Genomic DNA, 25,687 nt, shown 5'->3' on the forward strand with positions numbered 1-25,687 from the left:
GTCAGCCTAGTGAGGAAAAAGTTGGTCGGGGTGAGAGGATTCGAACCTCCGGCCTCTGCGTCCCGAACGCAGCGCTCTACCAGGCTGAGCCACACCCCGCATACTGGTATTACAGCAGATGGCGGGGCGGGTTTCAAGTGACTGCATCAACGCTTATTTCTTTTCCTGCTGCGCCTTCCTGATTTCCGCTTCGCTCACTTTTTTTGCTGGCGCATTCGTCGCAGGCGAAGTCGGGGCCTTGCGGGTGGCGTTGGCTTGCGCCATGACGGCGGCGCAATCCGTGTCCGGGGCCTTGTCGACGCTGACCAGCGGCAGCAGGGCGGCCAGCGGCGTGACGACGGTGGCCAGCGCCACGGCGGCGCCGGCTTTCAACGCCAGCGGGCCTTTTTGCGGGCCCACGTCCGGGTTCTTGAACGTGCCTTTCGCATACAGCGGCGTGCGCAGGGTGATGATGCGGGCGCCCTTGGTTCGGGGGCGCACGTCGAGATCCAGGGTTTCGCTTGCCAGGTTGACGTTGCCCGTGACATTCACGACGGCGCTGTCCGTGTCGAGCACGAAGCGGCGCACGTTGGCCTGGCCATTCGTGACGGCGAAGTCGCTGGCCAGGCAGTTCAGGTGGACTTGTTTGTCGCCAAAGATTTTCACGAAGACGGCGTTGGCCAGGTTCAGGCCAGCCAGTTCCAGCATGAACTGGCTGACGGAGCCTTCGCTGACGGTGGCCGCCAGCTCGCCATTCGCGCTGGCCAGCATGGCCGAGACGGAATTGCCGTGGCCCGTCAGCGCCGCATCGCCATACACTTCGCCGAAGCTCGCTTGCATCGATTGCAGCTTGGGAAACAGTTCGCGAATTTTGAGGTGGCGCGCCGCCACCTTGGCTTGCGCGGCGATGGTCTTTTGACGGCCATCGAGCGTGATGTTCGAGGTGATGTCGCCACCGGCCATGCCGAAGTTGAGCGGCGTCAGACTCAGCACCTTGTCTTTCATGTGGATGTTGGCGACGACATTGTTGAGCGGAATATCGTGCGTGCGCACCAGTTTCTTGCCCGTGAATTTCACGTCGGCGTCGAGCGCATTCCATTTGGCTGTATTGAACTGTTCCACGGGCAAGGCTTTGTTGTCGGGCTGCACAGGCGCCTTGCCGCGCGCCTGTTTCTGCGCATTGCTGTCGGCGCCGATGGTGGGACCCAGGTCTTCCAGGCGCAATTGTTGCGACGTCACTTCGCCGCGCAGCAAGGGACGCGGCTGGCGCGGCAAGTACTGCAGGGTACCGGCCAGGTCGCTCTGGCCCACCGTGCCCTTGAAGTTTTGATAGGTCCAGTTCCAGATGGCGCCGTCCTTCTTGCCCAGCAGGCGGCCTTTGGTGGCGTAGTCCGGGGTTTCCGGCAGCAGCACACCCGTCAGCGGATACAGGTCGGCCATGCTGGCGCCGGCCAGGCTCAGCTGCAAATCGATGCCCGACAGCGAGCGCGGGTCCGTCAAGGTGCCATCGATGCTGGCCTTGTTCTTGCCCAGCACGGCATGCGCCTGCACGGGATACACGGTGTTGTTGTCGGTCAAGGACAGCACGGCACCGGCCTTGCCGCCGCCCGTCACGGGCGCTTTGCGGTAGGTGCCGCCCAGGGTGAATTCGATGCCGTATTTCTGCACGGGCGCGCTGCCTGGCGCGTCGCCCGGCGTGGCGTCGGGCGCTGTCGAGCTGACCTTGGCGCGCAGGTCCAGCGCGATGCCCTCGTCCAGATAGCGGATGGCACCATCGCCGAAGGCCATGCGCTGGATTTCCACGTCCCATGCCGAAGGGCCGTTATCCTTCAAGGTCCAGCTGTTGCTGCCATCGGCGCGCCGCTGCAGGGCAATATTGGGAGAGTCGAGCGCCAGGTCCGTCAGCACCAGCCTGTGCTGCAGCAGGGGCAGCGGATGGATGGCCACGTCGATGCGTTTCGCGCTGGCCAGTTGCGGGCCGGCCGTCGCCCAGTCCGGGTTGCTCATGCGCACGTCCTGCGCACTGATGATGGGACGCGGCACGTAGCGGCGCCAGCCCGGCTCCGTTTTCAGCCCTTGCTTCCATTGCACCTGCAAATCGCCGCCGATGACGAAAGTGCGGCCCGTGCTTTCCGACACCTTTTCGTTGATGTAGGGGCGGGCGCGGTTCCAGTCGAAGGTCAGCACGAAGATGACCACGATGGCGATCAGGGCCAGCAGGGCGGCCAGGCTCCAGCCGAGGATTTTCAGGGGTGTCGAGCGTGTCATGGGGATGCCAATCGCAGTGATTTTTTCATTAAGATAGACCGATTGATCATGACAGTCGGTGCGCTGGGTTACGTACGCATCGTGATTACTGGCATTGATTCCATAATTCGAGTATTATTGAATTATGGAAAACAACAATACTATCGCAACGCAGGCTGCGCCGCTGACAAGCACGGCCGCCATCGCTGCCCTGGCTGCGCTGGCACAGGAATCGCGGCTGGCCGTGTTCCGCCTGCTGGTGCAAGCGGGGCCGCAAGGCATGGCGGCGACGAAAATCGCCGAAGCGCTGGCGATCGCACCATCGTCGCTGTCGTTTCATTTGAAGGAGTTGGCGCACGCCAACCTGGTGACGGCGAGCAAGGCGGGCCGCTCCATCATCTACGCCGCCAACTATGCGGGCATGAATGGCTTGCTGGCCTTCTTGACCGAGAATTGCTGTGCTGGCGCCTCTTGTTGCGTCAATGAATCTCATTTACTCAAGGACATCACGACATGACGATCACGATCTATCACAACACGGCGTGCGGCACCTCGCGCAATACCCTGGCCCTGATCCGCAACACGGGTGTCGAGCCCGTCATCATCGATTACGTCAAGCATCCGCCGTCGCGCGACGAGCTGGTCGACCTGATCAGCCGCGCGGGCCTGTCCGTGCGCGCGGCGATGCGCGACAAGGGTGCCCTGTATGACGAGCTGGGCCTGGCCAATCCGGACTTGCCGGACGCGGCCCTGCTGGACGCCATGCAAGCCCATCCTATCTTGATCAACCGCCCCATCGTCGTCACGGAACTGGGCGTGCGCCTGTGCCGGCCGTCGGAAAAAGTGCTGGACATCCTGCCGCTGCCGCAGCAAGGGGCCTTCGTCAAGGAAGACGGCCAGGCCGTGGTCGGCGCCGACGGCAAGCCGGTGGCCTGAATGAATGATTTGCCGAATATCAATGCTGCGCACCTGGACGTGCCGGACCTGGACAAGCTGGCGCCGGCCAGCGTGTCCACCCATGCGCCGCGCATCCTGCTGCTGTACGGTTCCTTGCGCGAGCGCTCGTACAGCAAGCTGCTGACCCTGGAAGCGGAGCGCATCCTGCGCCACTTTGGCGCCGACACGCGCGTGTTCGATCCGCATGGCTTGCCCATGGTCGACAGCGTGTCGCCCGAGCATCCGAAGGTGCAGGAATTGCGCGCGCTGTCGCTATGGTCGGAAGGGCAAGTGTGGTGCAGCCCGGAACGCCATGGCGCCGTCACGGGCGTGTTCAAGTCGCAGATCGACTGGCTGCCGCTGGAAACGGGCAGCGTGCGGCCCACGCAGGGCCGGACCCTGGCCGTGATGCAAGTGTCGGGCGGTTCGCAATCGTTCAATGCCGTCAACGGCTTGCGCGTGCTGGGACGCTGGATGCGCATGGTGACGATACCGAACCAGTCTTCGGTTGCCAAGGCGTATCAGGAATTCGACGATGACGGCCGCATGAAGCCATCGCCGTATTACGAGCGCCTGGTCGACGTGATGGAGGAGCTGTATAAATTCACCCTGCTGGTGCGCGACCGCCGCGATTACCTGGGCAGCCGCTACAGCGAGCGGCTGGAAGCGGCGCCGGCCATCGTCCAGGCATTGGCGGGCGCCGCGATGGAGCATGAGCGCAGCAAATAAGCGGCACATAAAGAAAACGGCGCCAGTGGCGCCGTTTTGTATTGCATGGGATGAAACGCGATCAGTGATTGCGGTCCACGGCAAACGAGCACAGCTGCAGCATGGATTGCTTGTAGACGCTGTCCGGCCAGCCGGCGATGGCATCGGCGGCGCGCTGGCCGGCGATTTCCGCCTGCTTGCGCGTGTAGTCGAGGGCGCCGCTGCTGGTGATGGCCGTCAGGACAGCGTCGAAATGCTGTTCGTCGCCTTGCTCGATGCAGCTGCGCACCAGTTCGCGTTGCTCTGGCGTACCGTTTTCCATCAGCCAGATCAGCGGCATGGTCGGTTTGCCTTCGCGCAAGTCGTCGCCCACGTTCTTGCCGATTTCGGCGGCGTCGCCTGCATAGTCGAGCACGTCATCGATCAGCTGGAAGGCCGTGCCCAGCGAGCGGCCGTATTCGGCGGCCGCTTCGATATCGCCTTCACTGGCGCCGGCAATCAGGGCGCCCAGTTGCGCCGACGCTTCGAACAGCTTGGCTGTCTTCGAGCGGATGACGTTCAGATAGCTTTCCTGTGTCACGTCCGGATCGTGCATGTTCAGCAACTGCAGCACTTCGCCTTCGGCGATCACGTTGGTGGCGTCGGACAGGATTTGCATGACGCGCATATTATTCAGCGATACCATCAGCTGGAACGAGCGCGAGTGCAGGAAGTCGCCCACCAGCACCGAAGCGGCATTGCCGAACAGGGCATTGGCCGTCTGGCGTCCGCGGCGCATCGACGATTCATCGACGACGTCGTCGTGCAGCAGGGTGGCGGTGTGGATGAATTCGACCACGGCGGCCAGTTCATGGTGCGCCGTGCCGCGATAGGCGTGGGCATTGGCCACCAGCAAGATCAGCACGGGACGGATGCGTTTGCCGCCTGCGCTGATGATGTATTCAGCGATCTGGTTGATCAGAATCACATCGGAGTGCAACTTTTGGCGGATCACCGTATTGACTGCGTCCATATCGGCGGCAATCGTTTGCACGATGGTGTTTTGGTTAACGTGTTTGTTAGCGTCAGACAAGGCGAACCTGCATTAGATTGTGGGTGCCGCGATTATACGACAAGGCTTGCGCGTGCGTGACGTTTGCCTATGACTGTAGAGCAATTGATTGACCTTGTTGGCACTGGCGCGCGTTTTGCTGTCCGCCTGGCGCAAGCCTGACATGATGGTCAGGTTGTCGACATACCACGATCGTCAAGCTTTGTGAATAGTTTTTGACGCAATTTCTCAGTCCGTGTATAATCGCTGGTTCCCCCTGTTGTGCACGGCTTGCTTTTCATGGCAGTGGGACAAATTCTTTCAACATTTGATGAGGTTTCAAATCATGTACGCGGTCATAAAAACCGGTGGCAAACAATACAAAGTTGTCGCTGGCGAAAAACTTAAAGTAGAACAGATACCGGCAGACATTGGTTCCGAAATCACCATCGATCAAGTTCTCGCAGTAGGCGCGGGCGACAGCATCAAGTTTGGTGCTCCATTGGTCGAAGGTGCAACGGTACTGGTTACGGTTGTGGCGCATGGTCGCCATGATAAGGTCAAAATTTTCAAGATGCGTCGTCGTAAGCATTACCAAAAGCATCAAGGCCATCGCCAGAATTTTACCGAAATCCAAATCGTTTCGATCAACGGCTAATCGCCGCTGTTTGAATTAATCAGCTATCAAGGAGTCTTAAATGGCACATAAAAAAGGCGGCGGCACAACGCGAAACGGCCGTGATTCAGAATCAAAACGTCTGGGCGTTAAAGTCTACGGCGGCCAAGCTATCAATGCTGGCGGCATCATCATTCGTCAACGCGGCACCCCAGTGCGCGCTGGCGAAGGCGTAGGCATGGGCAAGGACCACACGTTGTTCGCGCTGATCGCGGGCAAAGTGAAGTTCGTTGTCAAAGGTGCTGGCTCGAAGCAATTCGTGACCGTTGTACCTAACGCAGCAGTACCAGCGTAATTCATCGCGGAGCGCCAGTTCGCTCCGCAATGATCGCATGATGTAAGGCGCAAGCCTTCAATCGAAAGGCTCTGCCCAAGGTAGAGCCTTTTTAGTTTTATGGCGGCAAAATTATGAAGTTTATCGACGAAGCAAAAATCGAAGTCATCGCGGGCGATGGCGGCAACGGCTGCGCCTCTTTCTGCCGTGAAAAATTCCGGCCTTTCGGCGGTCCCGATGGCGGCGATGGCGGCAAGGGCGGCACCATTTGGGCAGTCGCCGACCGCAATATCAACACGCTCGTCGATTTCCGCTTCTCCAAAATGCACAAGGCTCGCAATGGCGAGCCTGGCCGTGGCGCAGATTGCTATGGCAAGGGCGCCGATGACATCCACCTGCGCATGCCGGTCGGCACCTTGATCATCGACAACGCGAGCGGCGAAATCCTGGCCGATCTGACCGAGCACGGCCAGACCGAAATGCTGGCCAAGGGCGGCGAAGGCGGCTGGGGCAATATCCACTTCAAGTCCTCGACCAACCGCGCACCGCGCCAAAAAGGCGAGGGCAAGGAAGGCGAACGCCGCGAACTGCGCCTGGAACTGAAAGTCCTGGCTGACGTGGGCCTGCTGGGTATGCCGAACGCCGGCAAGTCGACCTTCATTTCGGCCGTCTCGAACGCGCGTCCGAAAATTGCCGATTATCCATTTACCACCCTGCACCCGAACCTGGGCGTGGTGCGCGTGTCGCACGAGAAGAGCTTTGTGATCGCCGACATTCCCGGCTTGATCGAAGGCGCTTCCGAAGGCGCGGGCCTGGGCCATCAATTCCTGCGCCACTTGCAGCGCACGGGCTTGCTGTTGCACATTGTCGACCTGGCGCCGTTTGAAACCAACGTCGATCCTGTCAAGGAAGCCAAGGCGCTGGTCAAGGAATTGAAAAAGTACGACGAGTCGCTGGTCGACAAACCGCGCTGGCTGGTGTTGAACAAGCTCGACATGGTGCCGGAAGAAGAGCGCAAGAAGATCGTCAAGGACTTCCTCAAGCGTTTCGCCTGGAAAGGTCCCGTCTTCGAGATCTCCGCGCTGAACCATCAGGGTTGCCCGGAACTGGTGAATGCGATTTACCAGCATCTGGAAGAGAAGAAACACAGCGAAAGCCGTGCCGAAGAAACGCAGATGACCGAAGAAGCACGCGGTATCTCGTCGATCGACCCGGATGATCCGCGTTTCAAGATCCTCGACTAAGGCTTTACCCTGATGTCGGTACAGACGGCCGCTGTCGCGCCAGCGCGCAAGCAAGCGTGGCAGCGCCGTGTATTGCATCTGATCGCGTATGCTTACGGGCTGAGCGCGGTCGCCTGCCTGTTGTTCGCCGATGAAATGGCGGCCGGCATGGGCATCTTCCTCAATGGCGTCAACGGCTACAGCCAGTTCTACGCTACTCATGTCGGTGTCTGGGGCGCTACCGCGCTCCTGGCACTGTTCGCGGCACGGCAGGGCGAACCGCCTGTCCTCGGCGATATCACTGCAATGTTGGTCCTGGCGCAGCCCGCCGGCCGTTTATTCGCGGCCATCAGCTTCGGCTTGCCCCAGGGTTTTGTGTTGTTCATGTGCGCAATGGAGCTGACGGCGGGGCTGGCCTTGCTGCTGCTGCGTCCTGCGCGCTGACGTCTATTAAGTGAAGAGCGCCGCCCCATGGATTCCGTGATTCAAAAAGCTACCCGCATCATCATCAAAGTTGGTTCTTCGCTGGTCACCAACGATGGCCGCGGACTCGATCATGCCGCCATCGCGCGCTGGGCCGCGCAGATTTCCGGCTTGCGCGTCCTGGGCAAGGAAGTCGTGCTGGTGAGCTCCGGCGCCATTGCCGAAGGCATGCTGCGCCTCGGTTTCGAGCAGCGCCCCACCGATATCCACGAATTGCAGGCTTGCGCCGCCGTCGGCCAGATGGGCCTGGCGCAAATCTATGAAAGCAGCTTCCGCGCCCACAGCCTCGGCACGGCGCAAGTGCTGCTCACGCACGCCGACCTGGCCGACCGCGAACGCTACCTGAATGCCCGTTCCACCCTGACGACCCTGCTGCGCCTGGGCGTGGTGCCGATCATCAATGAAAACGACACCGTCGTCACCGATGAAATCAAGTTCGGCGACAACGACACCCTGGGTGCCCTGGTGGCCAACCTGATCGAAGCCGATGCGCTGGTCATCCTGACGGACCAGCACGGCCTGTTCTCGGCCGACCCGCGCAAGGACCCGGACGCTTACCTGATCACGCAAGGCATCGCCGGCGATCCGGCCCTGGAAGCGATGGCCGGCGGTGCCGGCAGCAGCCTGGGGCGTGGCGGCATGCTGACGAAAATCCTTGCCGCCAAGCGCGCCGCCAAGTCCGGCGCCCATACCATCATCGCCTGGGGCCGCGACAGCGACGTGCTCAGCCGCCTGGCACAGGGCGAAGCGATCGGCACGGAGTTGCGGGCGCAAACGGGGCAATTGACGGCGCGCAAGCAGTGGATGGCCGATCATTTGCATACGGCCGGCGCCGTCGTGCTCGATGCGGGCGCCGTGCAAAAGCTGCGCCAGGAAGGCAAGTCACTGTTGCCGATCGGCGTGACGGGCGTGAATGGCGAATTCGGCCGCGGCGCCGTGATCACCTGCGTCGATGCCGATGGCGCGCCCGTGGCGCGCGGCCTGTCCAATTACACGAGCGGCGAAGCGCGCCGCATCATGCGCAAGCCTTCCACCGAGATCGAGTCCATCCTCGGCTATATGGAAGGCCATGAGCTGATTCATCGCGATAATATGGTCTTGCTGTAAGCTCCCGCTTGCTGCGAATCAAAAAACGGCCCTTGCGGGCCGTTTTTTTTTGCTCTATACCACGGCCGGCATCGGCGACTTGTCCTTGTAATCGCACAGGTCGGCAATCATGCAGTTCCAGCATTGGGGCTTGCGCGCCGTGCACGTGTAGCGGCCGTGCAAGATGAGCCAGTGGTGGGCGTCGTGCAGGAATTCCTTGGGGATGAATTTCAGCAGTTTTTGCTCGACGATATCGACATTCTTGCCCGGCGCGATGCCGGTGCGGTTCGAGACGCGGAAGATATGCGTATCCACGGCCATGGTCGGTTCGCCAAACGCCGTGTTCATGACCACATTCGCCGTCTTGCGGCCCACGCCGGGCAAGGCTTCCAGCGAGGCGCGGTCGCGCGGCACTTCGCCGCCGTGCTGCTCCAGCAGTATCTGGCAGGTGGCGATGACGTTCTTCGCCTTGGTGCGGAACAGGCCGATGGTGCGGATGTAGCTGGCCAGCTCGTCCACGCCCAGGGCCAGTATCGTGGCCGGCGTATTGGCGACCGGATACAGCAAGCGGGTCGCCTTGTTGACGGACACGTCCGTTGCCTGCGCCGACAGCAGCACGGCGATCAGCAGCTCGAACGGCGTCGTGTAGTCGAGTTCCGTTTTCGGGGAAGGGTTGGCGGCGCGAAAGCGCGTAAAGATTTCCAGGCGTTTGGCGGCGTTCATGCGTCTTTTTTCGGGGTGATGGTGGCTGGCTGGGCGGTGTCCGTGCTGGCGGCAGCGGCCTTGGCGCGCGCGCGCTCCATGGCGGCGGCGATGATGGCGCGCTTGCGTTCCTTTTCGGCCTGTTCGTCTGGCGTGACGGGCACTTCCTGCGTCACTTCATGCATCTTGGCGACTGCCTTGGCGGCCAGGCGTGCTTCATTTTCCTCTGTTTCGCGGCGCAAACGCTGCGTGCGGAAATCGTGGCGCGCGCGCGCGTCGTCTGCCTCGGCCTGGCTCCAGGCATCCCAGCCCGTGGCGTCGCCGCTGACCGGGTACATGACGATGCAGTCGACGGGGCAGGGCGCCACGCACAGGTCGCAGCCCGTGCACAGGCTTGTCACCACCGTATGCATCTGCTTGGCGGCGCCGACGATGGCGTCGACGGGACAGGCCTGGATGCACAGGGTACAGCCGATACACAGCGATTCGTCGATATAGGCGACAGATCGCGGACGTTCGAGGCCGTTGACGGGATTGAGCGGGATGACTTTTTTGCCCAGCAAGCCGGCCAGACGCACGATGCCTTGCGCACCGCCCGGCGGGCACTGGTTGATGTCGGCGCTGCCGGCGGCAATCGCTTCCGCATACGGGCGGCAACCGTTGTAGCCGCATTTGGTGCATTGCGTTTGCGGCAGCAAGTCTTCGATCTGGTCGGCAAGTGAGGGAGGGGCAGGGTGCGGCACGGTCATCTTCCACGGTAAAACGCCATTATCGGCCATCCGGCACGCGCACAAGTAAAAACCTGTTGCGCGAGAGGGGATAGCCGGCGCCATGACAGCCTGTTGCAGGCGCGCCGCAATCGTATTTTATTTCCCATGGGAATGTCAAAGTGCAAATAAACAACTTTGCAATTTCTTTTTTTTGTGGGAGCATGATTTTTATCAAGCCAGTGATCAAAAAAGCCGACCGCCAGTCCTGTTGCCGCGCCTGCATTGCAAGGTGCGCCAGGCCATAGGAGCCAAACATGCGTTTCCTCCGGACAGTTGGTTTGCCCTTCTGTTTATTCATGCACGCTACACTTGCCCTTGCACACGGGCAGGCTGGCTCCCCCATGGCGGCGCCGGGCGCTGCCAGCTCGCGCATCGTCCGCTTCGCCGCGGAAGACTGGCCGCCCTTTATTTCCCGCAGCCTGCCTGCCGACGGCATGTCCGGGGCGATGGTCAGCGCCATCTTCGAACGCATGGGCTATGTCGTCAAATATGAGTATTTCCCGTGGAAGCGCGCCATGCAGTTTGGCCTGGCCAGTTCCCGCTATGCCGGGTTTCTGGCTGTCTGGCGTACGCCCGAACGGGAAAAACTCTGCCACTTTTCTGTTCCGGTTGGCAATACGCAAGGCGTGCTGGCCTACCTGAAGGAGGATGGCGTGCCCGGTACCGCCCTGGCCGACCTGGGCAAGCTGCGTATCGGCACCGTGGCCGGCTATTCGAATGGCGAGCAGTTCGACGGCATGGTGGCGCGCGGCGAGTTGAAGACGGAAGAGGGCTTGAACGATGCGACGAATCTGAAGAAACTGCTCATCAAGCGTTACCGCGTGATCGTCATCGAGCGCCATGTCCTGCAGCACTTGCTGATGGGACGCAACTTCAGCAAGGCCGAGCGGGAGCGCATCGCCATCATCGATACCGTCTTCAAGGAGCGTCCCGTGCACGTGTGCTTCCAGCGCGACGCGGAAGGGGCGGCGCGGCAAAAGCGCTTCAACGAAGCGGCGCGCGACATCGATACGGCCCGGCTGGAACGCGATTACTGGAAGCGGCTCGACCAGAGCCTGGCGACCGCCCCGGCCAGTCCCTGACACGGCGCGTCGCTGTTGTTAGTTGCCAAAACGAAATATCTAAATACGAAACCATTCGTTCTTGTTTGTTTGTCCATCCTTTAGTCTGCAGCCACTGTGTTGACGACTTGAAAAGGATGTTTCCGTATGCTGGAATTGATTCACAAGCAAGACCCCATCCCGCGCCTGCGGCAACTGGCGTACGCCGTCTCGGTGGCCGTGCTCGTGCTGGGGGCGCCTGGCGTGGCGCATGCGCAAGAAGCGGTGCCTGCCGGGGACGGTGCGCAGGCTGCAGCCCCGCTCGATGCCGTTATCGTGACGGGGGCGCGCGGCACGGGCCGCACGGTGGCCAACAGCGCCGCACCGATCGACGTGATCAGCGCGCAGCAATTGCAGGCCACGGGCAAATTGAACTTGCTCGATGCGCTGGATACGGCCTTGCCGTCATTCAACTTGCCGGCCCGCGTGCAGCCTGACCTGGGCAGCATCGTGCGCGCCGGGCAGCTGCGCAACCTCGATCCATCGCATACTCTGGTGCTGGTCAACGGCAAGCGCCGCCATACGACGGCCATCGTCAATGAGGACGGCTTTCCGGGTTCCGTCGCCACCGACCTGGCCCTGATCCCCACGGGGGCGATTGCCCGCGTGGAAATCCTGCGCGACGGTGCTTCCGCCATCTACGGCTCGGACGCCATCGCCGGTGTCATCAACATCATCCTGAAGTCGGATGACAAGGGCAATTTCAGCACGCAACTCGGTTCCACCTACGAGGGCGACGGCACGAACGGGTCGGCACGCATCGATGGCGGCATGCGCCTGGGCGAACACGGCTTTGCCCACTTCGGCGCCGAAGTCCAGCGCCAAGGCATCGCCGTGCGCAATTTTGGACTGAATCCCGCTTATCTGTCGTATCCGGCCGTGCGCAACAGCGATGGCCAACTGGTGAAATTGGGACCGAACAACAGCTTGCCGGCGGGCGCTTCGCCCAACCCGGCCGAAGCAAACCGCAACAGCAATCCATGGCGCAATACGGGCGTGCCGCAAAGCACGACCGCCTCGCTCAGCGCCAACCTCGGCTATGACGTGTCGAACGAGGTGCAACTGTATGGTTTCGGCATCTATGCGCACCGCAATGCCCGCTCGGCGCAGAATTTCCGCCTGCCCAATACCATTTTCAATAACAACAAAGGCTTGCTGGCCGTGTATCCCGACGGTTTCACGCCATATGAAACGACGAGCGAAAACGACTTTTCGCTGACGGGCGGCGTCAAGGGCGAGACGGCGGGCTGGTCCTGGGACCTGAGCACGACGTATGGCCGCGACGATATCGACGTGGGCGTCGAACACTCGGCCAATTACTCGCTGACTTATCCCGGTGGCAAGACCGATTTTACTATCGGCAATCAGCGCTACAGCCGCTCGACCACGAATGCCGAGGTGCGCCGCCCCGTGCAACTGGGCTTGAGCGAGCCGGCCGACCTGAGCCTGGGCCTCGAGTATTCGCATGAAACGCAGCAGCGCAGCCCCGGCGAGCCCGCTTCCTGGCAGGGCAGTGGCTCGTCGGCGCTGGCCGGCTATCTGCCCGTCGATGCATCCGACACGGCGCGCCACAGCCATGCGGCGTATATCGGCCTGGGCGCGAAACTGACGCCGCAATGGCTGCTCGACACGGCTCTGCGCGCCGAGAAATATTCCGATTTCGGCAGCAAGACGACGGGCCGTTTGTCCACCCGTTATGACGTGACGTCCACGGTCGCCGTACGCGCTACCGTCAGCAACGGTTTCCATGCACCTAGCCTGGTGACGCAATCGTATTCGAACACGTCCGACCATGCGGGCGTGCCGTACACCCTGGCGCAGCCCAATTCCGCTGCCGCACGGGCCCTGGGTGCGCAAGCATTAAAACCGGAAAAATCGACGAATCTGTCAGCAGGGCTGACCTTCAATCCTACGCCCACCCTGCGCCTGGCCGTTGACGCGTATCAAATCAAGGTCAGCGACCGCCTGGGCGTGTCGTCGAACATCGGCATCGACCGCAGCTCGGGCGTGGCGCTCGACGGCAGCGGCCGGCCGCTGACGGGGGCGCAAGCGAGCGTCATTGAAAACCTGCTGCGCTCGGCGGGGCTGACGGTAGGCAATGGCCTGGTCGCGCATTACTTTGCCAACGTGGGCGACACGCGCACGCGCGGCATCGACTTGACGGCCGAGGATGTCCTGCGCGTGGCCGATGGCAAGCTGCGCTGGACGGCGGCCGCGAATATCAACCATACGAGCCTGGTCGGCAAGGCTGCACTGCCGGCCGTGCTGCAAGGTTTGCCGAACATCGGCACCTTGAGCAAGTCGGCCGAGTACGACTTGCTGTACCGGGCGCCGCGCGACAAGGAGATCGTCACCCTGGCGTATGAAAAAGCCGGCTGGACATTCAACCTGCGCGAAACGCGCTACGGCAAGCTCAAGCGCCTGAACGCCATCACGGGCGGCGACTACCAGCTGAAGGCCGCCTTCGTGACGGATGTCAGCGTCGGCTACGACATCAGCAAGCGCATCAACGTGACGGTGGGCGCCAACAATGTCTTTGACCAGAAGCCCAGCCAGGTGCCGCGCGCAGCGCGCAGTGCTGCGAATCTGGCGCAGTACACGGGCGCCTACGACAATTCGGGACCATTGGGCGTATTGGGCGGTTACTACTACGCCCGCGCCACTGTTCACTTTTGATCTGCCTTCGCTATCTCCATACTTATCATCAAGAACAGGAACGGATATGTCTGACAATACTCAACACGCGGCCATCGATCTGGAATGGGCCAATCTCCTCTCACCGCAGCGTCGCACGGTCTTGCGCGGCGGCGGTCTGGTGGCGGCATTGGCCGCATCCGGCTTGGCGGGCACAGCCCTGGCGCAGGAAGCCAAACCGTCGCGTGTGAAACCAGCGCCCGGCAAGAGCCCGTGGGGCGAGCATACGGACAAGGCGCCCACGCCGCGCCCCGTCAGCGTGCGGCCCGGCGAGGAAACCTTGCCGTCGACCCCGCGCGCCTACACGGATATCGAGAGCTATCACGCGCATATCTATTTTGACGAAGACAGTTACCAGAAAGCGGCGCTGATACGCAAGTGGGCGGCCGAGCGTTTCCAGATCGAGCTGGGCGACTGGAACCTGGAGCCGCGCGGCCCCCACGTGACGCCGTCGTTTTATTTTGGCTTTACCAATGATCTGCTGCCCGTGATCGTGCCGTGGCTGCAGCTGAACAGCCTGGGACTGACGATACTGATCCACCCGAATACGGAAGATCCGCGCGCCGACCACCTGTATTACGCGCTGTGGGTAAACCGCTCGCAGCCTGTGAATGGCTATGCGATGAAGAAGCCTGGACCGGGCGAGCCGAGAGTCGAGCAGATCTTTGTCAATACGCGTCCGACGGTGAAAATCGAGCGCGCATGAAAAAAAGCCACACCAGTGTGAACTGGGGTGGCTTTTTGATGGATATGCCGTGTATTAGCCGTGTTTCTGGATGAATTCGCCGATTTTCGGGCAAATGATCTCACGCCAGCGGCGGCCCGAGAAGATGCCGTAATGGCCGCATTTCGGCGCCACGAAGTCTTGTTGCATCTCGGCAGGGATGCCGGAACACAAGTCATGCGCCGCCTGCGTCTGGCCGGCGCCGGAAATGTCGTCCAGTTCGCCTTCCACGGTGAACAGCGCCACATTCGTGATGTCTTGCGGACGCACCAGCTGGCCGCCCACTTTCCAGGTGCCCATCGGCAGGCTGAATTCCTGGAAAACCGTTTTAATGGTTTCCAGATAGTACTCGGCCGGCATGTCCAGTACGGCGTTGTACTCGTTGTAGAACTGGCGGTGGCCTTCCGCCGGCTCGTCGTCGCCCGTCACCAGGTGCATGTAGAACTCGCGGTGGCTTTGCGCGTGGCGGCCCGGGTTCATGGCGATGAAGCCGGCATGCTGCAGGAAGCCCGGATACACCTTGCGGCCAAAGCCCGGGTAGTTCGGCGGCACCGCGTAGATCACGGTGTTTTCAAACCACGAGAATTTCTTTTCCGTCGCCAGGTTGTTCACTTGCGTGGGCGAGCGGCGCGGGTCGATCGGGCCGCCCATCATCGTCATGGTTTTCGGCATGTGCGGATCTTTGGCTGTCGCCATCAGCGAGATGGCGGCCAGCACGGGCACGGTCGGTTGACAGACGGAAATAACGTGCAAGTCAGGCGCCAGCAGGCGGATGAATTCCTGCACATAATAAATGTAGTCGTCCAGGTGGAATGGGCCTTCCGTCAGCGGTACCATGCGCGCGTCCGTCCAGTCGGTGATGTAGACATCGTGCTCGGCCAGCAAGCCGCGCACGGTATCGCGCAGCAGGGTCGAGTGGTGACCGGACAGGGGGGCAACCAGCAAAACTTTGGGCTGTTGCAAGCCAGTGGCTTCTTTTTTGAAGTGAATCAGGCGGCAAAACGGTTTTGTCACGACAACGTGTTCGCGGATGTCGACGCTCTCGCCTTGGACGAGAACGGATTGGATGTCGAATTGTGGTTTTTCGTAGTCTTTGCCAAGGCGGTACATCAGCTCGTAGCCGGCTGCGATGCGTTGCGAAAACGGGGTGTGGGCCAGTGGAGAAACCGGGTTGGTAAATAACTTGGAGGACATGTCTGCCCATTGCATCACCGGAGTGAGGAAAGAGCGTTGCAGTTCGTGCAGTTGGTAAAGCATATAGAGTCCTTGTTTAATTCCAAGCGCCAATATCGGCTCAAATATCATAATCCAATTCTACGATATTTGTTGAGGACAAAATGTGCTTTACCGCGCACAGGTCCACAGTTTGCGCTTTGGTGTGACAGGGCGCCACACTTGCGTGGATAGAGCTGCAACGATGCTTTAAAAGCAAAAAAAGCAGCGTTTCCGCTGCTTTTCGTCTGTTTTTTCGCCGCCCCGCCCCTGCGGAGAAGAGTCTCTCCGCCAGAACGGCCGCGGCAAGTGCCGTGCGCTTAGCGCACCAGCATGTCGAGCTTGTCCTTGACGTCCTTGAATTGCTCGGCTTCCGGCAAGGCAGCCTTCGTCTTGGTGATCGAAGGCCAGTTACGGGCCAGATCGACGTTGATCTTGATGAAGGCTTGCTGGTCGCCCGGCACGTCTTCTTCCGCGAAAATCGCGTTCACCGGGCACTCTGCCACGCAGACTGCGCAGTCAATACATTCGTCCGGATCGATTGCCAGGAAGTTCGGGCCTTCCCGGAAACAATCTACCGGGCAGACATCGACGCAGTCGGTATAGCGACAGGCGATGCAGGATTCGGTGACAACGTGGGTCATAACAGTCCTATCAATTTGGGGGAGGTGCTGTAGCGCCTGCAGGAAACTCGGCGGCGCATACTAAAGCAAAGCATTGTATTTTAAGGCAATTCGCTATTTCTCACAAATCCCGCTTATATACAATACATATAAGCAAATTCATTTTTTGACGGTGCCGTTGCCGCGCAGAGCGGGTAATTCAGCGACTATCCGGGACGTTGCCATAAAGAACGCGGCAAGAAAGCGACAGTCACCCGATGCGGCAGGGTGCAGGGCGGGCGGTGTGCTGGCTTGCCGTGTGGTGTTTTTGTTTTACTCAAATCAAGACCGGCACAAAATAAGCGCAGGAACAATCAGGCCAAGTGTCGGAACATTCAGGCGCTGGCGCGTATTTGCGTCAGTAACTGTTGCCAACGTGCATTTTCAGCACTGCCATCCTCGGCAAATGTGATGGTGCGGCGCGCGGTGGGTGCGTCGACGGTGATCTGCCATTGGGGGATGTCGGCACCCACCTGCTGGCCCGTCGCCTGTGAGTGCGTGAAAAAGCCGCTGCTGGCCAGTGCCGCTTCCAGTCCGGGGCCGGCCGGATGGGCTTGCGTATCGATGTCGTACTGTTCGCTCAGGCCGGCAAAGCCGCCGCTGCTGCGGGCTGAAATTTTCATGCTGCTCCTTCTGGTGGACGGTGGTGGGGACGTGGTGCGGCATGTCATCGTCTGCTGTCGACTATTGACTTGCTCGCGGCGTATGGCATTTATCGGGGCGCGTAGCTGCGGCACCAGGCCGCCAGCGCTTCGCGCTCCGCTTCCAGCAAGTGGTCCGATTCGCTGTATTCCGCATGGTTCATGGTACCGCAGCAGGCGCGCCTGTCCTGCACGGCACCCGCTTCGTCGACGACATCGGGGGCAAAGGTCATTTGTCCATCCTCCGTCATGGCATTGTCCTTGAGTACTTCGCGCACGGTAAAGCTGTTGCGGATGAAATCGAGGTAGCTGGTAAAGCCGTCGGCCTGCGCCAGGGTCAGCATGTGGCCGGCCACGTCGGCGTACGTGGCCGCCTGGTCGGGGGAGGCCACCAGGGCGCGCAAGACCAGGCTGCGCAGGTAGTCGCCGCAACGGTGCAGCACGGCCGCGTCATCTTCCAGCTGGGGCTGGCGTTCGTGGGCAAAGATGTCGGCCAGGATGTCGTAGATAGCGCCTGTAAACACTTGCGAGATGGCGTGCACTTCCGTGCCGGCCTCCGACAATTTGATGTCGTTATCGGCATTGCGCAAGCCGTTCGGCCGGCCCAGCGCCAGGCCGAACTGTTCCGCCAGGTCGGCCAGGAAGGTCTTGTCGTGCAGGTCGGACTTGGTTTGCGCAATCACGGCTTCGACCTGGTCCAGCTGCGACAGGGCCAGGAAGATGGCCGTCAGGTCGCCGAACGATTCGTGCAAGCCGCCCGTCTGCGGTGGATTATTGTTGAGCAGCCAATTCGGCTTGAGGCCATCGAGGATGGCGTGCCCGGTTTCATGCGAAACGATGTCGAGCGAGCGGCAGGTGTAGACGCGCTCGGTGGCGCCGCTGGGAATGAAGTCGCCGAACTTGAGGGCCTTGTCGCTGCGGCTGTAATAGGCATTCATGACATTGGGCAAGCCGTGCGGGAACACGCGCAGCGGTGCCGTGTTGCTGGCGCTATTCCATTGCCAGGGCAGGGGCGAGGCTGTGCCGTTGCTGGCCAGCGCGCGCTGGTACATGGTGAGCGTCATGCGCACGATGGCAAACGTGTGCACGGCGTCGAACTGGTCGGTATTGGGCGAGACGATGAAGTCGCCAAAGGCGTTCGGGCTGACCTGGGCGATGCCCGGCTCGCCAAAGGTGATGCGTGCATCGCGCGGGCCTTGCAGGGTCAGGCCGGCGAGGAAGGTCTTGCGCGTGCCCAGTTCGCTCACGGACGGGTCCTGCTTCCAGATCAGCACGCGCGAACCGACCGGCACGGCTTCGAGCTTGCGGGTGGTGGGGTCGAGCACGCGAGGCGGACCCGGCTGCAAGGTCAGCTGTGCATTCTTGCGGTGCTGGCGGTAGGGCGCCGATGGGGTGGGGACATAGCCGACGGGCAGGGACACGCATTTGGTCAGCACGGCTTCGACCGGCACGATGACTTTCTGGTCCATGGTAGCTCTCCAAGACACTCGCAACTGGAACTGAGATAGTCGGCCCGCTTCGGTGGTTTCGGTTTGATGCGGCGCAAGTGCGGCGCAGGAAAGCGCGGTTTTTTCTGCGTGCCCGCGCCACCGATGGCCGCGGCTGCCGCATGGCGGCTGGTATGATGCTGGCCGTATTGCCCCCGTTTTTATAATAAAAGGATTGTTTGATGGCGGATATAAATATAGTTCAGCAACATAAGCTGACAGCAGAAAAGGCGCGCCAAGCGGCGCAGCAAGTGGCCGACAAGCTGGCCCAGGAATATGACCTGGCGTGCGCCTGGGATGGCGACGTGCTGCGTTTCGAGCGCAGCGGCGTCGACGGATCGCTGACCCTGGAAAAAGAGCAGGCGCAACTGCAAATCAAGCTGGGTTTCATGCTGAGCGCCTTCGCCTCCACGATTGAAGGCAAGATTGCCGAGAAGATGCGCAAGGTGTTTACCGAGCCGGCTTGACGGCTTTGCACCGCTTGTCCGGCGCCCGGTTTGGTGCTAGGGAGCGTGTCGCAGCGATGGGCGAAAAGACGATGAAAACAAGTCTCTTTTCGCCTTTTTTACGTCTGACTGTACGCTGGCGAACATTGCTAGCACATTTCTATTTGGAAAGCCATTGGACTTTGGTGGCTTTTTGCGTTATACTTGAGTCATATTTACAACAGCTACACCGCGTTTCACCTTCTGCTTCGCAGTACTCCCCACTCGCTGAGTGGTGAATAATTCTTCGGGTTTTACACCCGCATCCAGTTAAAAGTAGCTTGGTCGATTTTTTTTCGGTCAAATACATTTGGTGCCATGTATTTGCATGGCGCTAGCGTTGTTAAAAGTCCTGAACCACAGCCTCTTTTAGCACGCACACGGCACCCCGGCACCGGCTTTGGCCATCCGCTGGTCACACGCGTGTCACCCCCTGTTTCCTGTCGCTCCCGTGCGCTTTTTGCGCCGTGGCGTAGCCGACGCAACAGGGTTTGCTGATTCCCGCCGCAAGCTAGCAGCTTGCTGGGTTTCATTCCATTCGTCAAATCGAGGGAGAACCACATCGTGGCAAAACAAATCATTATCGACCATGTGTTCAAAGTGTTCGGCGACAAGCCAGAAGAAGCACTTGAACTTGTCCATCAAGGCGCCAGCAAGCAGGATATCCTGGCCAAGACGGACTGCACCATCGGCGTTTTCGACGCCACCTTTACCATTGAAGCGGGCGAGATCTTCGTCATCATGGGCCTGTCCGGTTCGGGCAAGTCGACCCTGGTGCGCATGCTGAACCGCCTGATCGAGCCGACCGCCGGCCGCATCCTGATCGACGGCAACGACATCAATACCTTGCCGGACGCCCAGCTGCGCGCCCTGCGCCGCAAGGACATCAGCATGGTGTTCCAGTCGTTCGCGCTGCTGCCGCAAATTACCGTGCTCGACAACACTGCCTTCGGCATGGAACTGGCCGGCATGCCGAAAGCTGAGCGCCATGCGCTGGCCCAGCAAGCGCTGGAGCAAGTGGGCCTGGACGGCTACGGCGCCAGCTATCCCGACGAATTGTCGGGCGGCATGCAGCAGCGCGTGGGCCTGGCCCGTGCGCTGGCTTGCGATCCATCGATTTTGCTGATGGATGAAGCATTTTCCGCGCTCGATCCGATTATTCGTACGGAAATGCAATCGGAACTGCTGCGCTTGCAGCAAATCAAGCGCCGCACCATCGTCTTCATTTCGCATGACCTCGACGAAGCCATGCGCATCGGCGACCGCGTCGCCATCATGAAAGACGGCCACGTGGTGCAAGTGGGCACGCCGGAAGAAATCCTGCGCAAGCCTGCCAACGATTACGTGCGCAATTTCGTGCGCGGCGTGGATGCGGCGGCCGTGTTCAAGGCCAGCGATATTGCCCGCAAGAGCCAGATCGTCGTGTCCGAGTCGCCGAGCCGCGGTTCGCGCGCCGCGCTGTCGATGCTGGAAGAGCAGGATCGCGCCTTTGCGTATGTCGTCAATCCGCAGCGCAAGTTCCTCGGCGTCGTCTCGGCCGATTCGCTGCGCAGTGCGCTCGACGGCCATGTGGGACCGCTGGGCCTGGCGCATGCCTATCTGCCCGACGTGCAGACCATCAATGCAGATGAGCCAGTCGCCGGCCTGTTCGGCCAGGTGGCGCAACTGCCTTACGCCGTCCCTGTGGTGGCCAATGACGGCAGCTTCCGCGGCGCCATCAGCAAGACGACCTTGCTGAAGTTCCTCGACCGCGACACGCCAGCCATTGCCGAGCCACAACAACAGAAAGGACAAGCATGAACCCAAGCACCGTTTCCACAGTAGAACCTGTTGTTGAACAGGCCGCCCAAATCAATCCCTGGGCGCTGACGCCGCCCACCGACGCCAGCACCGCCTGGCTGGACGCCGCCGCGCCTGCCGTGCAGCCGGAACATGCGAGCGGCTTTCACCTGACACAGATCTTCGACGGCTCGCTGCCGCTGGAAAGCTGGATCAACCAGGGCCTGGGCTGGGTCGTCGCCCATTTCCGTCCTTTCTTCCAGGCCGTGCGCGCACCGATCGACAGCGTGCTGTCCGGCGTGGAAGGCGTGCTGCTGGCGGCCCCGTCGCTGACGGTGATCGCCATCATCGGCTTGCTGGCGTGGCAATTTACCAGCCGTACCCTGGCCATCGGTACCGTGCTGGCGCTGCTGGTGGTGTCGATGCTGGGCATCTGGCCGGAAGCCATGACCACCCTGTCGCTGGTATTGACGTCGCTGGCTTTCTGTCTGGCCATCGGCTTGCCGCTGGGTATTTTCCTTGCCAGCAGCGACCGCGCGCAGAATATCCTGCGCCCCCTGCTGGACGCCATGCAGACGACGCCTGCCTTCGTCTACCTGGTACCCGTGGTGATGCTGTTTGGTATCGGTAATGCGCCAGGCGTGATCGTGACGATCATCTTTGCCCTGCCGCCGCTGGTGCGTTTGACCAACCTCGGTATCCGCCAGGTGCGTCCCGACCTGATCGAAGCGGCCCGCGCCTATGGCGCCTCGCCGTGGCAGCTGCTGACCCGCGTGCAATTTCCGCTGGCCATGCCGTCCATCATGGCCGGTATCAACCAGTCGCTGATGCTGTCGCTGTCGATGGTCGTGATCGCCTCGATGATCGCCGTGGGTGGCCTGGGCCAGATGGTATTGCGCGGCATTGGCCGCCTAGACATGGGCCTGGCAACCGTGGGTGGCCTGGGCATCGTGCTGCTGGCCATCACCCTGGACCGATTGACGCAAGCGATGGGCCAGCCACGCCGTGGCGTGCGCCATTGGTACCAGACGGGTCCTGCCGGTTTCGTGCTGCGCCTGGTGCGCGGCAACACGGACAAAAATAATGTTGAACAGCAAGCAACGCTGGCCAACGCACAATAAAGGATACACATGCATCAAATTGACAATTTTAAAGTGACGCAAAAATCGCAACGCAAGTTCCAGCTGTTTTCCGCCCTGGCGATCGCCGCCCTGGCCCTGACCACCAGCCTGGCCATGGCGCAGACGCCGGCCGTGGCCGCCGATGCGCTGCCCGGCAAGGGCGTCAAGGTGCAGCCGCTGCAAAGCTCGATCGCGGAAGAAACCTTCCAGACCATGCTGGTCGACAAGGCCCTGGAAAAGCTGGGCTACGAAGTGCAGCCGATCAAGGAAGTGGAGTATCCGACCGCGCATATCGCCATCGCCAACGGCGACGCCACCTTCATGGCCGTGCACTGGGATCCGATGCACAAGGATTTCTATAACAATGCGGGCGGCGACGCCAAGCTGTTGCGCACGGGCCAATACGCCGGTCCTGCCGCACAGGGTTATCTGATCGACAAGGCGACGGCCGAGAAGTACAACATCACGAATATCGACCAGTTGCGCGATCCCACCCTGGCCAAGCTGTTCGACCACGATGGCGACGGCAAGGCCGACTTGACGGGCTGCAACCCCGGCTGGGGCTGCGAAGCGCTGATCGAGAACCACATGGATGCGTATAAATTACGCGAGACGGTGACGCACGTGCAGGGCAGCTATGCGGCCCTGATCGCCGATACCCTGGGCCGCTACAAGCGTGGCGAATCCATCCTGTATTACACGTGGACGCCGTACTGGGTCAGTGGCGTGCTGGTGCCGGGCAAGGACGTGGTCTGGCTGAAAGTGCCGTTCTCGGCCAATCCGGACAAGGTGAATACCCGCCTCGACGATGGCAGCGACTACGGTTTTGCCGTCAACACGGCGCGCATCGTGTCGAACAAGGCCTGGGCGGAGAAAAATCCCGCCGCGGCCAAGCTGTTCGAAGTGATGCAATTGCCCGTGGCGGACATCAATGCGCAGAACGAGCGCATGCGCCGCGGCGAAAACACGCAGGCCGATATCGCCCGCCATACGGCTGGCTGGATCAAGTTCCACCAGCAAAAATTTGATGGCTGGATCGCGCAAGCGCTGGCGGCAGCAAAGAAGTAAGTTTCAGCGCTACCCGGCATTGAAAGAAGTGGCTACCGATTCGGTAGCCACTTTTGCGTTAACGGCCTGTTTTGGTGGTTTTTGGTGAGTTTTTAGGCCCTTTCGGCCAGTTTCAGGTGCAAAATGGGGAAAGGCTTGCCGAACGGGTCGCATTCCGAGCGGTTTTCCACGATAAAGCCCAGGTGCCGGTAAAAACCGTGCGCTTGCGCGTTGTGCTCGTTGACGTCGACGGCCGTGGCGCCCAGGGCCGCGATGGCGTGACGGACCAGGGTGCGGCCGGCGCCGCTGCCCCGGTGATCCGGATGGACGAACAGCATCTCGATCTTGGCGTGCTCGACGCACAGGAAGGCCTGAGCGACGCCGTCATCGGCGCGCAGCACGTGCAGCAGGCGTTCCGCCGTCACCCTGGCCAGCTCATCGCGCACGAAGGGCATCAGGAAGGCGATATCGCTATCGGCGAGAAAATCGTGGGTGGCGCGTACGGACAGGTGCCAGACGTCGAACAAACGGGGCAGGTCGTCGGCATGGGCCAGGGAAACTGGGGAAAGCGGGGATGGGGTCATGCAGAAATTATACTGCCCCGGCAAGTGCCGGGGCAGGGGAAGATCAGTCCTTCAAGTCTTCGATCAGGTCGATGTATTGCTGTTGCGCCTCTTCCTTCGAGGTGCCGGCCAGGGCCGCCCAGGCGTCGAACTTGGCGCGGTTGACGAAGTCGGTCATGCCAGGACGCTCGCCCGTGGCGTCGCCGCTCGAGGCTTGCTTGAACAAGGCATAGATTTTCAACAAGGTCATATTGTCCGGACGCTCGGACAGGGTCTTGGAATCGAGCTGCGCTTGTTCGAATTGCTCTTGTAAACTCATGATGGCTCCTGTGTGCTGATGGAATCGCGGGAAAAGTGCGGCAGGCCCGGCGGAGTGGCCACCGTGCGTGCTGCAGTGCCTGACATCATAGTGAAAAAAGCGCGCCGTGCATTAGAGGACACACTCAAAACAAAAACGCCGCCGCTGCGTGAACAGGGGCGGCACCTTGTACAGTCGCTTGCGCGCTGCGGAGTCTGTTCTTATACGCCCAGCAGTTCAACGTCGAAAATCAGGGTGGCGTTCGGTGGAATCACGCCGCCGGCGCCGCGTGCGCCATAGCCCAGTGCTGCAGGGATGATCAGCTGGCGCTTGCCGCCCACTTTCATGCCTTGCACGCCTTCATCCCAGCCTTGAATGACGCGGCCGGCGCCCAGCGGGAATTCGAATGGGTCGTTGCGGTCCTTGCTCGAGTCAAATTTCGCGCCGGCGCTGCCGTCGTCGTTTTGCAGCCAGCCCGTGTAATGCACGACAACATTGTTGCCAGCTTGCGCTTCAGCGCCTTCGCCAACGGTGGTATCGATGTATTGCAGGCCGGAAGCGGTAGTGGTGGTGGTCATGATAATCCTTGTGTAGGCGATGAAAGCTTCAGATTGTAGAGCAATGAGTTGCAAAGCGCCATTCCAGGCCCGGCGCAGGGAAAAACCAGAAATTACGACGATGTGTGGCTGCCGGTCGCATTTAAGGGGGGATTTAACACAATAAATACAGTGTTCCACGTAAAATGCATGTTTTGTATTTAACAGTGATTTCTTCCATGTTCCGCAGTCTATGCCGCCTTGTTTTTTCCTCGCTGTGCCTGGTTTCCGCAATATCGACGGCGCAAGCCGAAGTGGTGGTGGTGCTCAATTCCCGTGATGCTACGGTGCAACTGCTGGACCAGAAAACCTATGCTCCCCTGTCTACCTTTGCTGTCGGCAAGGAACCGCACCATCTGATGGAAACGCCGGATGGCAAGTCGCTGATCGTCGCCAGTTCCGTCGGCAACGAGCTGATTTTCCTCGACCCTGTCTCGGGCCAGATCCAGCGCCGCATCAGCAATATCCTCGATCCTTACCAGATCGGCTTTTCGCCGGACCAGAAGTGGTTCATTTCGAATTCGCTGCGCCTGGACCGCATCGACCTGTACCGCTACGACGGCAAGAACCTGACCCTGGCCAAGCGCATCCCGCTGCCGAAGTTGCCCAGCCACATGGCGTTTACGGCTGACAGCACCATGGCTTTCATCACGCAGCAGGGCAGCAACCAGGTCAGCGCCATCGACCTGGCCACGCAAACCGTGAAATGGACCATGCCCGTCGGTCCGGCGCCAGCCGGCATCACCATGACGCCCGATGGCAAGCATTTGCTGGTCGGCATCATGGGCAGCGATTATGTGGAAGTGATCGACTGGCGCACGCAAAAGACCGTCAAGCGCATCAAGGCGGGCGCCGGCACGCATAATTTCCGCGCGCTGGGGGATAACCGCATGACGTTCGTCTCGAACCGCGTGTCGAACACGATCAACATCATCGACCAGAAGACCCTGGAAAACGTGGGCACCATCAATGTGCCGGGCGGCCCTGACTGCATGGAAATCACGCCCGATGGCAAGACCATGTGGGTAACCCTGCGCTGGATCAAGAAAGTGGCCGTGATCGACCTGACGACGCGCAAGGTCATCAAGACCATACCGGTGGGCCGCTCGCCCCATGGCGTGTATTTCGCCACCCACTCGCCGCGCATGTGATGGCGGGTGTGCT

Annotated in this window: 28 protein-coding genes and 1 tRNA gene; 16 read left to right on the top strand and 13 right to left on the bottom strand. The window is 60.8% G+C overall.

Annotated features, from left to right (window positions below):
- Positions 1 to 22: 22 nt before the first annotated feature.
- Together U0004_RS06240 and U0004_RS06245 are read right to left on the bottom strand one after the other, a co-directional pair.
- Positions 23 to 99 (bottom strand) — tRNA-Pro (locus tag U0004_RS06240).
- 54 nt (positions 100 to 153) lie between these two features.
- Entirely contained in the window at positions 154 to 2,247 is a 2,094-nt protein-coding gene (locus tag U0004_RS06245) for an AsmA family protein (protein ID WP_070260084.1), read from the bottom strand.
- A gap of 124 nt (positions 2,248 to 2,371) precedes the next feature.
- On the opposite strand from U0004_RS06245, the gene U0004_RS06250 reads away from it, so the two are divergent.
- The 3 genes from U0004_RS06250 to arsH are packed head-to-tail and all read left to right on the top strand — an operon-like array spanning position 2,372 to position 3,891.
- Complete coding sequence (locus U0004_RS06250) at positions 2,372 to 2,743, top strand: ArsR/SmtB family transcription factor (protein WP_174718093.1); 372 nt, start codon at positions 2,372 to 2,374, stop codon at positions 2,741 to 2,743.
- Positions 2,740 to 3,162, top strand: coding sequence for an arsenate reductase (glutaredoxin) (gene arsC, locus U0004_RS06255; protein WP_070260082.1), 423 nt, complete (start codon positions 2,740 to 2,742; stop codon positions 3,160 to 3,162). Before U0004_RS06250 ends, arsC begins: the two co-directional genes overlap by 4 nt.
- Positions 3,163 to 3,891: an arsenical resistance protein ArsH gene (gene arsH, locus U0004_RS06260; RefSeq protein WP_070260078.1), complete on the top strand. Its 729-nt coding sequence runs from the start codon at positions 3,163 to 3,165 to the stop codon at positions 3,889 to 3,891.
- Positions 3,892 to 3,952: 61 nt separating this feature from the next.
- On the opposite strand, the gene ispB is transcribed toward arsH, so the two are convergent.
- Positions 3,953 to 4,942 carry an octaprenyl diphosphate synthase gene (ispB, locus tag U0004_RS06265; RefSeq protein ID WP_070260076.1) on the bottom strand — a complete coding sequence of 330 codons (990 nt, stop codon included), beginning with the start codon at positions 4,940 to 4,942 and terminating at the stop codon, positions 3,953 to 3,955.
- Between the two features lie 304 nt (positions 4,943 to 5,246).
- Here ispB and rplU point away from each other — a divergent pair, with 304 nt between their 5' ends.
- The 5 genes from rplU (at position 5,247) to proB (ending at position 8,663) form a co-directional block, all read left to right on the top strand.
- Entirely contained in the window at positions 5,247 to 5,558 is a 312-nt protein-coding gene (gene rplU, locus U0004_RS06270; RefSeq protein ID WP_034754730.1) for a 50S ribosomal protein L21, read from the top strand.
- Between the two features lie 40 nt (positions 5,559 to 5,598).
- On the top strand, positions 5,599 to 5,871 hold the full coding sequence (rpmA, locus tag U0004_RS06275) for a 50S ribosomal protein L27 (protein WP_010395157.1): 273 nt from the start codon (positions 5,599 to 5,601) through the stop codon (positions 5,869 to 5,871).
- 113 nt (positions 5,872 to 5,984) lie between these two features.
- The gene (gene obgE / locus U0004_RS06280; protein ID WP_034754647.1) at positions 5,985 to 7,094 is read left to right on the top strand and encodes a GTPase ObgE; all 1,110 of its coding nucleotides are present in this window, start codon (positions 5,985 to 5,987) and stop codon (positions 7,092 to 7,094) included.
- A 12-nt stretch (positions 7,095 to 7,106) separates the two neighbouring features.
- A complete protein-coding gene (locus U0004_RS06285) occupies positions 7,107 to 7,517 on the top strand; it encodes a hypothetical protein (RefSeq protein ID WP_034782445.1) in 411 nt (136 codons plus the stop codon).
- A 27-nt stretch (positions 7,518 to 7,544) separates the two neighbouring features.
- A complete protein-coding gene (gene proB / locus U0004_RS06290; protein ID WP_070260073.1) occupies positions 7,545 to 8,663 on the top strand; it encodes a glutamate 5-kinase in 1,119 nt (372 codons plus the stop codon).
- A gap of 54 nt (positions 8,664 to 8,717) precedes the next feature.
- Here proB and nth read toward each other — a convergent pair whose 3' ends face one another.
- The 3 genes from nth to U0004_RS06305 are packed head-to-tail and all read right to left on the bottom strand — an operon-like array spanning position 8,718 to position 10,370.
- Positions 8,718 to 9,365, bottom strand: coding sequence for an endonuclease III (gene nth / locus U0004_RS06295; RefSeq protein WP_034782448.1), 648 nt, complete (start codon positions 9,363 to 9,365; stop codon positions 8,718 to 8,720).
- Positions 9,362 to 10,093: an electron transport complex subunit RsxB gene (gene rsxB, locus U0004_RS06300; RefSeq protein ID WP_070260072.1), complete on the bottom strand. Its 732-nt coding sequence runs from the start codon at positions 10,091 to 10,093 to the stop codon at positions 9,362 to 9,364. Before rsxB ends, nth begins: the two co-directional genes overlap by 4 nt.
- Positions 10,094 to 10,112: 19 nt before the next feature.
- Positions 10,113 to 10,370: a hypothetical protein gene (locus U0004_RS06305; RefSeq protein WP_139144286.1), complete on the bottom strand. Its 258-nt coding sequence runs from the start codon at positions 10,368 to 10,370 to the stop codon at positions 10,113 to 10,115.
- A gap of 85 nt (positions 10,371 to 10,455) precedes the next feature.
- Here U0004_RS06305 and U0004_RS06310 point away from each other — a divergent pair, with 85 nt between their 5' ends.
- The 3 genes from U0004_RS06310 to U0004_RS06320 all read left to right on the top strand — a co-directional run bounded on the left by U0004_RS06310 (position 10,456) and on the right by U0004_RS06320 (position 14,614).
- Positions 10,456 to 11,196, top strand: a complete 741-nt coding sequence (locus tag U0004_RS06310; protein ID WP_070260070.1) for a substrate-binding periplasmic protein — start codon at positions 10,456 to 10,458, stop codon at positions 11,194 to 11,196.
- A 126-nt stretch (positions 11,197 to 11,322) separates the two neighbouring features.
- A complete protein-coding gene (locus U0004_RS06315; RefSeq protein WP_070260068.1) occupies positions 11,323 to 13,890 on the top strand; it encodes a TonB-dependent receptor plug domain-containing protein in 2,568 nt (855 codons plus the stop codon).
- A 46-nt stretch (positions 13,891 to 13,936) separates the two neighbouring features.
- On the top strand, positions 13,937 to 14,614 hold the full coding sequence (locus U0004_RS06320; RefSeq protein WP_070260066.1) for a DOPA 4,5-dioxygenase family protein: 678 nt from the start codon (positions 13,937 to 13,939) through the stop codon (positions 14,612 to 14,614).
- 54 nt (positions 14,615 to 14,668) lie between these two features.
- Here the strand turns inward: U0004_RS06320 and U0004_RS06325 are convergent, their stop codons facing one another.
- The 4 genes from U0004_RS06325 to U0004_RS06340 form a co-directional block, all read right to left on the bottom strand.
- Complete coding sequence (locus U0004_RS06325; protein WP_070260064.1) at positions 14,669 to 15,889, bottom strand: polyhydroxyalkanoate depolymerase; 1,221 nt, start codon at positions 15,887 to 15,889, stop codon at positions 14,669 to 14,671.
- Between the two features lie 275 nt (positions 15,890 to 16,164).
- Positions 16,165 to 16,488, bottom strand: coding sequence for a ferredoxin FdxA (gene fdxA, locus U0004_RS06330; RefSeq protein ID WP_034782458.1), 324 nt, complete (start codon positions 16,486 to 16,488; stop codon positions 16,165 to 16,167).
- A gap of 353 nt (positions 16,489 to 16,841) precedes the next feature.
- Positions 16,842 to 17,129, bottom strand: a complete 288-nt coding sequence (locus U0004_RS06335) for a protealysin inhibitor emfourin (protein WP_034782459.1) — start codon at positions 17,127 to 17,129, stop codon at positions 16,842 to 16,844.
- An 89-nt stretch (positions 17,130 to 17,218) separates the two neighbouring features.
- Positions 17,219 to 18,616 carry a gluzincin family metallopeptidase gene (locus U0004_RS06340; protein WP_070260062.1) on the bottom strand — a complete coding sequence of 466 codons (1,398 nt, stop codon included), beginning with the start codon at positions 18,614 to 18,616 and terminating at the stop codon, positions 17,219 to 17,221.
- A 200-nt stretch (positions 18,617 to 18,816) separates the two neighbouring features.
- On the opposite strand from U0004_RS06340, the gene U0004_RS06345 reads away from it, so the two are divergent.
- From U0004_RS06345 to proX, 4 genes are all read left to right on the top strand, one after another.
- Positions 18,817 to 19,101 carry a polyhydroxyalkanoic acid system family protein gene (locus U0004_RS06345; RefSeq protein ID WP_070260060.1) on the top strand — a complete coding sequence of 95 codons (285 nt, stop codon included), beginning with the start codon at positions 18,817 to 18,819 and terminating at the stop codon, positions 19,099 to 19,101.
- 582 nt (positions 19,102 to 19,683) lie between these two features.
- Complete coding sequence (gene proV, locus U0004_RS06350) at positions 19,684 to 20,919, top strand: glycine betaine/L-proline ABC transporter ATP-binding protein ProV (RefSeq protein WP_034782568.1); 1,236 nt, start codon at positions 19,684 to 19,686, stop codon at positions 20,917 to 20,919.
- A complete protein-coding gene (gene proW / locus U0004_RS06355; RefSeq protein WP_034782464.1) occupies positions 20,916 to 22,019 on the top strand; it encodes a glycine betaine/L-proline ABC transporter permease ProW in 1,104 nt (367 codons plus the stop codon). Before proV ends, proW begins: the two co-directional genes overlap by 4 nt.
- Positions 22,020 to 22,028: 9 nt before the next feature.
- On the top strand, positions 22,029 to 23,087 hold the full coding sequence (gene proX, locus U0004_RS06360) for a glycine betaine/L-proline ABC transporter substrate-binding protein ProX (RefSeq protein ID WP_034782466.1): 1,059 nt from the start codon (positions 22,029 to 22,031) through the stop codon (positions 23,085 to 23,087).
- Between the two features lie 92 nt (positions 23,088 to 23,179).
- Here the strand turns inward: proX and U0004_RS06365 are convergent, their stop codons facing one another.
- From U0004_RS06365 to U0004_RS06375, 3 genes are all read right to left on the bottom strand, one after another.
- Positions 23,180 to 23,650, bottom strand: coding sequence for a GNAT family N-acetyltransferase (locus U0004_RS06365; RefSeq protein WP_070260208.1), 471 nt, complete (start codon positions 23,648 to 23,650; stop codon positions 23,180 to 23,182).
- A 43-nt stretch (positions 23,651 to 23,693) separates the two neighbouring features.
- Positions 23,694 to 23,948, bottom strand: coding sequence for an acyl-CoA-binding protein (locus U0004_RS06370; protein ID WP_034782468.1), 255 nt, complete (start codon positions 23,946 to 23,948; stop codon positions 23,694 to 23,696).
- 200 nt (positions 23,949 to 24,148) lie between these two features.
- Positions 24,149 to 24,505 carry an FKBP-type peptidyl-prolyl cis-trans isomerase gene (locus U0004_RS06375; protein WP_034782471.1) on the bottom strand — a complete coding sequence of 119 codons (357 nt, stop codon included), beginning with the start codon at positions 24,503 to 24,505 and terminating at the stop codon, positions 24,149 to 24,151.
- A 197-nt stretch (positions 24,506 to 24,702) separates the two neighbouring features.
- Here U0004_RS06375 and U0004_RS06380 point away from each other — a divergent pair, with 197 nt between their 5' ends.
- Entirely contained in the window at positions 24,703 to 25,674 is a 972-nt protein-coding gene (locus U0004_RS06380) for a YVTN family beta-propeller repeat protein (RefSeq protein ID WP_070260058.1), read from the top strand.
- The last annotated feature ends 13 nt before the right edge of the window (positions 25,675 to 25,687 follow it).

The organism is Janthinobacterium lividum, from assembly GCF_034424625.1.
GTDB lineage: Bacteria > Pseudomonadota > Gammaproteobacteria > Burkholderiales > Burkholderiaceae_D > Janthinobacterium > Janthinobacterium lividum.